The organism is Halanaerobiales bacterium (genome assembly GCA_035270125.1).
GTDB lineage: Bacteria > Bacillota > Halanaerobiia > Halanaerobiales > DATFIM01 > DATFIM01.
This window is the reverse complement of record DATFIM010000101.1, coordinates 1-6,974: the sequence shown is the minus strand read 5'-3', so window position 1 is coordinate 6,974 and position 6,974 is coordinate 1. Positions and strand designations below refer to the sequence as shown.

The 6,974-nt window shown below is 29.9% G+C and carries 8 protein-coding genes; all 8 read right to left on the bottom strand.

Translation table 11 applies throughout. The annotated features are described in order from the left end of the window. Positions 1-271: 271 nt before the first annotated feature. Complete coding sequence (locus tag VJ881_05430; GenBank protein ID HKL75492.1) at positions 272-670, bottom strand: secondary thiamine-phosphate synthase enzyme YjbQ; 399 nt, start codon at positions 668-670, stop codon at positions 272-274. A gap of 143 nt (positions 671-813) precedes the next feature. Then, complete coding sequence (gene lysS / locus VJ881_05425) at positions 814-2,280, bottom strand: lysine--tRNA ligase (GenBank protein ID HKL75491.1); 1,467 nt, start codon at positions 2,278-2,280, stop codon at positions 814-816. A gap of 24 nt (positions 2,281-2,304) precedes the next feature. Beyond that, positions 2,305-2,796 carry a transcription elongation factor GreA gene (greA, locus tag VJ881_05420; GenBank protein ID HKL75490.1) on the bottom strand — a complete coding sequence of 164 codons (492 nt, stop codon included), beginning with the start codon at positions 2,794-2,796 and terminating at the stop codon, positions 2,305-2,307. 173 nt (positions 2,797-2,969) lie between these two features. Beyond that, a complete protein-coding gene (gene dusB, locus VJ881_05415) occupies positions 2,970-3,953 on the bottom strand; it encodes a tRNA dihydrouridine synthase DusB (GenBank protein ID HKL75489.1) in 984 nt (327 codons plus the stop codon). Positions 3,954-3,959: 6 nt separating this feature from the next. Beyond that, positions 3,960-4,733, bottom strand: a complete 774-nt coding sequence (locus VJ881_05410; protein HKL75488.1) for a type III pantothenate kinase — start codon at positions 4,731-4,733, stop codon at positions 3,960-3,962. Between the two features lie 146 nt (positions 4,734-4,879). After that, positions 4,880-5,665 carry a biotin--[acetyl-CoA-carboxylase] ligase gene (locus tag VJ881_05405; GenBank protein ID HKL75487.1) on the bottom strand — a complete coding sequence of 262 codons (786 nt, stop codon included), beginning with the start codon at positions 5,663-5,665 and terminating at the stop codon, positions 4,880-4,882. Positions 5,666-5,675: 10 nt separating this feature from the next. Continuing rightward, on the bottom strand, positions 5,676-6,647 hold the full coding sequence (locus tag VJ881_05400) for a P1 family peptidase (GenBank protein ID HKL75486.1): 972 nt from the start codon (positions 6,645-6,647) through the stop codon (positions 5,676-5,678). Between the two features lie 87 nt (positions 6,648-6,734). Continuing rightward, positions 6,735-6,974 (bottom strand): formate--tetrahydrofolate ligase (locus tag VJ881_05395; protein ID HKL75485.1); only part of this gene is annotated, 240 nt, incomplete at its 5' end.

Here is a 6,974-nt window from a genome sequence, read left to right as displayed (position 1 = left end):
AGTTTGAGCTTTTGGCTCTTAATCATTAATTGAAATTAACGTTGGCTTGCTGTTCACTTTTCAAGGTTCTCTTGTTTTAAAAAAGCGCGTAAAAAACGGCGCTTCATAATTTGACGCATTAATCATCATATCATCTAATCTCTGTTTTGTCAAGGTTATTTTCCCTTATATTTAGCCTCTTTTTTACCGGCTTTTAAGGGCTGCTCCTTAACGCGACAGTTTATACTGTATCATTTTTATCTGCCTCTGTCAAGGGCATATAGGATATTTTTTAGCTTTCTATTATTTTAAAATTCATTTTTCTATTACGAGGGCCATCAAATTCACAAAAAAAGATTCCCTGCCATCTTCCAAGCTGCAATTTTCCATTTTCTATAATAATTATCTGATCAGATCCGATAATACTGCTTTTTATATGAGCCGCTGAATTACCCTCAAGATGATTATAATTATCGTTAAAAGGAATAACTTTATTTAACTCATTTACAATATCTTTTTTAACACTTGGATCAGCATTTTCATTTATAGTTACTCCTGCTGTAGTGTGAGGAATATTAATAACTAATATACCTGATTTAATAGATTGATCTTCCACTAATTTCTTGACTTTTTTAGTAATATCAACTAATTCAACACGGTCTTTTGTTTTTACCTTTTTCTGAAAAAACACTAATAACCCTCCTTTAATTTCTACTATAATTTTATCAAATCATCTTTAAAAAATAAATATTATAATAAATAACATAAAAAAAGACAGAAAGCAAAAAATGCCTCCTGTCTCATAATAATCATATTTAATACCTGGAAATTATCTTATTCATCATTTTTTGGACGCATTGTTGGGAATAAAATTACATCTCTAATTGAACTAGAATCAGTCAAAATCATAACCAATCTATCAATTCCTATGCCTAAACCACCAGTAGGAGGCATTCCATATTCAAGTGCCTTTACAAAATCTTCATCTAATACCTGAGCTTCTTCATCTCCTAAATCACGTTCTCTTAATTGTTGTTCAAAACGTTTCCTTTGTTCAATAGGATTATTTAACTCAGTAAAAGCATTTGCGATTTCCCAACTATTTATAAATGCTTCAAATCTATATGTTAATCTCGGATCATCTTCATGTTTTTTCGCTAAAGGAGAAACTTCTATTGGATAATCAGTTATAAAAGTAGGCTGAATTAGATTATCTTCAACTTTTTCTTCAAAAACAGCATTAATTATTTTACCTCTAGTTTTTTCTCCTTCTATTTCTAATTCAAGTTCATCAGCTATTTTTTGTGCTTCTTCATCACTATCAATTTTATTAAAATCAATATCAGTATATTTTTTGATTGATTCAATCATAGTCATTCTATTCCAGGGTGGAGCAAAATCAATTTCTTTATCTTCATACTTTATTTTAGTTGTACCTAAAACTTCTTCAGCAGCATTTACAATAATATCTTCTGTAATGTCCATCATATCGTGGTAATCAGCCTGGGCCTGATATAGCTCCATTGTAGTAAACTCCGGATTGTGTTTATAGGACATTCCTTCATTTCTGAAATTACGATTTATTTCATAAACTCTTTCAAATCCACCTACAATCAATCTTTTTAGATGTAATTCAGGAGCTATCCTTAAATATAAATCCATATCTAAGGCATTATGATGAGTCACAAAAGGTTTAGCACTGGCTCCTCCTGGAATTGGATGAAGCATTGGAGTTTCAACTTCTAAGAAATCTTTATCTTCTAAGTACTTTCTAAACTCTTTTATTATTTTACTTCTTTTCATAAATGTATCTTTAACTTCTGGATTAACTATTAAATCAAGTGCTCTTTGTCTATAACGTAAGTCCTTATCTTTTAAACCATGAAACTTTTCAGGTAAAGGACGAAGTGATTTGCTTAAAAGTTTAAAATTATCTAAATTAACAGAGATTTGTCCGCGATTTGTCTTAAATACTTCTCCTTCAAGCCCTACAATATCTCCAATATCTAAGTCATTAAATAATTCATAATTTTCTTCTCCAACTTTATTATATGAAACAAAGAGTTGAATTCTTCCTGTTATATCCATCAAATCTGCAAAAGTAGCTTTCCCATGAGTTCTAATTGCCATTAAACGACCGGAAAGTCTAACTTTCTCACCTTTAAGTTCTTCAAAATTTTCAGTAATATCTTCTGCATGATGAGATATTTCATATTTTTTGCCATAAGCTTTTATATCTAGTTCTCGCAATTCTTCTAATTTTTCTCGGCGTTGTTGCATCAACTTATTCATTTCTTCCATAAATATCCCTCTTTCTTCCCATATTTATTTATTTGTCTTTTCAATTGATAAAACTTCATAGTTCATTGTTCCTGATGGTACTTCAACTTCTACCTGATCGCCTATTTTATGTCCAATTAAATTTTTACCGATCGGCGATTCATTTGAAATTTTATTTTTCAGTGGATCCGATTCAGCTGAACCTACAAGAGTATAAGTATAAATATCCTCATCATCTAAATCTTTAATTTTTACCGTAGTTCCAACATTAACTGTGTGGTCATCAACTTCTTCATCTTTAATGACTTTTGCATTTCGTAACATATTTTCTATTTCTTGAATACGTCCCTCAACAAATGCCTGTTCATTTTTGGCATCATCATACTCAGAATTCTCACTAATATCTCCAAATTCTCTTGCAACTTTGATTCTTTTAGCAACTTCTCGTCTTTTCTCATTAACAAGATAGTCCAATTCCTCTTCTAATTTTTCATAACCCTCTTCTGTTAAAACAACTTCTTTAGTTTCATTAGCCATAAATTTCTACCCCTTTTATGATTTGATTATTTATAAACGATGATAATTAACATCATTTTATATGCTTTAATATCAAAATTAGCGTCAAGCAATCCAAGCTGACACTAATTTATTCTTTACAATTATTAATTATTATAATTTACCAAATTATATTTGTCAAGAAATAACAAGTATTATATAACATTATTCCTGTCTTTTAATAATAATATATACTCATTTAAAACTTTTTGTACTTTTTCTTTAGTTTTTAATCTATTTATTTTATCTTTAATTTTTGAAGAATGAGGCAAACCTTTAAGATACCAACTTACATGCTTACGCATTAGTGGAATAGCTCTTTTCTCTCCATAATAATTAACAGCTATCTCAAGATGCTTTAAAGCTAAATCAATTATATCTTCATAATTCGGATCATTAATATCATTATCTTTTTTATATTTAAATATAATTTTTTTTAGCAACCAGGGATTACCCTGAATACCTCTAGCTAACATAATTCCATCACAATTAGTTTCTTCAAACATATTATTAGCATCTTTTACCGAAAAAATATCTCCATTACCGATCACAGGAATATTTACAGCTTTTTTTGTTTTTTTAATAATTGACCAATCAGCTTTTCCACTATAAAATTCTTCTCTTGTCCTACCATGAACCGTAACTGCCTTTGCTCCATTTTTTTCACAAATTTTTGCAATTTCAACTGCATTTATATGATCTTGATCCCAACCTTTTCTCATTTTTACAGTTATCGGTATTTTAGTAGCTTTGTTTACTTCATTAACTATATTACCTGTAAGTTCAGGATATTTCATTAAAGCTGATCCATAATCATTTTTTACGATTTTGGGGGCAGGACAACCTAAATTTAAATCTATTAAATCTGGTTCATAATCTCTTTCTACTATATTAGCTGCTTTACTCATAATTTTCGGATCTGAACCGAAGATTTGAACTCCATTATACCCTTTTTTATCTAAATTAATCAATTCTTCTGTTTTTTGATTTCCATGTACTAACCCTTTTGCACTTACCATTTCAGTATAAAGCAATTCTGCTCCCATATCTCTCAATATTTTTCTATAAGGATAATCAGTTACCCCTGCCATAGGGGCAATCAGAATTGGGGTTTTTATTTTTATTTTACCTATCTTCACAAATTATCACCCTTCAATACCATTCAATTTAGCAATATAATATAATCCTTCTAAAGTTAAAAATGGTTCAACTCTATCTATCATTTTAGTTTCTGGTGCAATTAAGTTAACTAATCCACCAGTAGCTACAACAGTACTATCCTGGCTCAATTCTTCTTTGAATTTTTTGATTAATGCTTCAGTTTGACCAACAAAGCCATATATTATTCCAGATTGCATTGCCATTATTGAATTTTTTCCTATTGCTTTATCTGGTTTTTTAAGTTCAATTCTAGGTAATTTAGCAGCATAGTTGAATAAAGCTTCAGTAGAAATACCAATTCCAGGAGCTATAGCTCCTCCTATAAAATTTCCATTTTCAGAAACTGCATCAATACTGGTTGCTGTTCCAAAATCAACTATTATCAAAGGTCCTTTATACTTTTGATATGCTCCAACTGCATTTACGATTCTATCAGCACCGACTTCACGAGGATTATCCATTTTTATATTCATACCTGTTTTTACTCCAGGTCCTATTACTAAAGGAAAATGACCAAAATACTCACGACTGGCCTGTTCTAAAACTGTAACAATTGGTGGTACAGTACTGGAAATAATAATATCTTTAACATTTTTAGTATCAATATTTTCAACTGAAAAAAGGTTTTTCAAAAGTATACCATATTCATCTACAGTTTTATCTTTATCTGTAGATATTCTCCAATGAGCTATCATTTCCCCATCTTTATAAATACCTAATACAGTGTTTGTATTTCCAACATCAATAGCTAAAATCATTTTTTATTTTCACCTTCCTAATTCTTATAAAACTCTATTCTCTGTTTCCGACCATATTATATTATATGTATAACTTATTATCAACTTAATTAAAAAAACTCGAGATTTAGCCCGAGTTTTAATGAAATATTAGTTTATTTTCAAAGTTATTTCCGAACACTGGTGTCCCCTGCCCAAAATTTTATTTTTTCAGATTTGTCAGTTAATAATACCAATCTACCATCTTTGGCAATATCTACTGCTTTTCCCTGATATTTTTTTCCATCACTTTTCACTGTAACTTCTTTTCCTAAAAGTGAAATCTTATTTTTCCATTCATCTAATAATTTTTCTTTTTCTCCACTTAAAAATCTAAAATAGAAATTTTCAAAGTAAAAAAGAATATCTTTTAGCAATTCAATCTGATCAACTTTATTCCCAAGTATATTATATAATGAAATAGCTTTTTCTTTTATTTGGTTGGGAAATTTTTCTTGATTTACATTGATTCCAATACCGGTTACAATGTAATTTAATTTTTGAGAAGAACTGTTCATTTCAGATAAAATTCCACATATTTTTTTATCTTTATATAATATATCATTAGGCCATTTTATTTCACTTTCAATTCCAAGTCCTTTTAATGCATAATAGATAGCTAATGAGGCATTAATTGTTAAAAAATGACTTTCATTAATTTTTATTTCAGGTCTAATGATTATTGAAAACCACAAACCCTCATCAGAAGAATGCCATGTTCTTCCTCTTCTACCCCGACCACCACTTTGCTTTTCTGCAATAACAACCGTACCTTCATTAGCACCATATTTTGCTAATTCAGAAGCTATTTTATTAGTAGAATTCACCTGAGAATAATAATATATTTTTTTGCCAATAATTTCTGTATCTAAACTTTCTTCTATTTTATTTGCTAATAAAGAATTCTCATCCATTTTTATCTCCTTAAAAATTATTTTTTAAATCATTCATAGAAATTACTCCATCAATAGTATCAGCTGATTTTATCGCATTTAAAACAGCTTCTTTTACAACCTTTACTGCCAGAAGGTTGAGTGTATTAATATCTACATTTATTTTTGAAGTAGATGCTACAAAAATTGTATCACCATCAAAATCAGTATGAGCAGGTGACATAGTTAAAGCATAACCATTATGTGCTTTAGTAGCAATTTTATTTGCTTCAACTTTAGACAATTTAGCATTGGTAATAACCACACCTAAGGAAGTATTTGTTCCAAAAATATTATTATTTTTTTTATAATTTTCATAAAAAAGTTCTTCTGTATCCAAAAAAGAATTTTTATTTTTGTTTAATACTCCAGCTATTATTTCTCCAGTATGAGGATTTATAATATCTCCTAATGAGTTAACTGCAACAGCAGCTCCTATTTTTAAGTCTCCCATTTTATAGGCAACAGTACCCAAACCACCTTTCATCATTTGATCCGGTCCTGCTATTTTTCCAATAGTTGCTCCCATTCCCGCACCAATATTACCATTTGAAAAAGCATCTTTAGAAGCATTTAGACAGGCTTGATATCCCATATCAATATCAGGTCGTATCTCAGAACTTCCAATTTCTAAATCATATAAAATTGAAGAACTTACAATTGGAACTCTAGCCGCTCCAGTTTTAAAACCAATTCCATTTTCCTCTAAATATTTAACTGCACCAGAAGCAGCATCTAAACCAAAAGCACTACCTCCAGCAAGCATAATTGCATGAATTTTATCAACAAGTTTATCTGGTTTCAATAGCGCTGTTTCTCTAGTTCCGGGTGCACCACCTCGTATATCAACTCCAGCTACAGCACCTTTTTCAAATAAAAAAACACTACATCCTGTTATCCCTTTTTTATTATCAGCATGTCCAATTTTAAGATCTTCAATTTCATTAATTTTTATCTTTTCCATAATCTTCACCTGCCTTTAAAAATATATTAAATGTAAATCATCTCCTGAGATTGTTTTATCTCAGGAGATGAAATAAGTTAATTCAATTTAGAATAAACCGGTAATCTTACCATCTTCATCAACATCTATATCTTCTGCTGATGGTCTTTTTGGTAAACCAGGCATTGTCATTACAGGTCCTGTTAATGGTACAAGGAATCCTGCTCCTGCTGAAAGGTTTATCTCTCTTACTGATACTGTAAATCCTTCAGGTCTACCTTTTAGTTTTGGATTATCTGAAATGGAATTCTGAGTTTTTGCCATACAGATTGGCATATCATCATAACC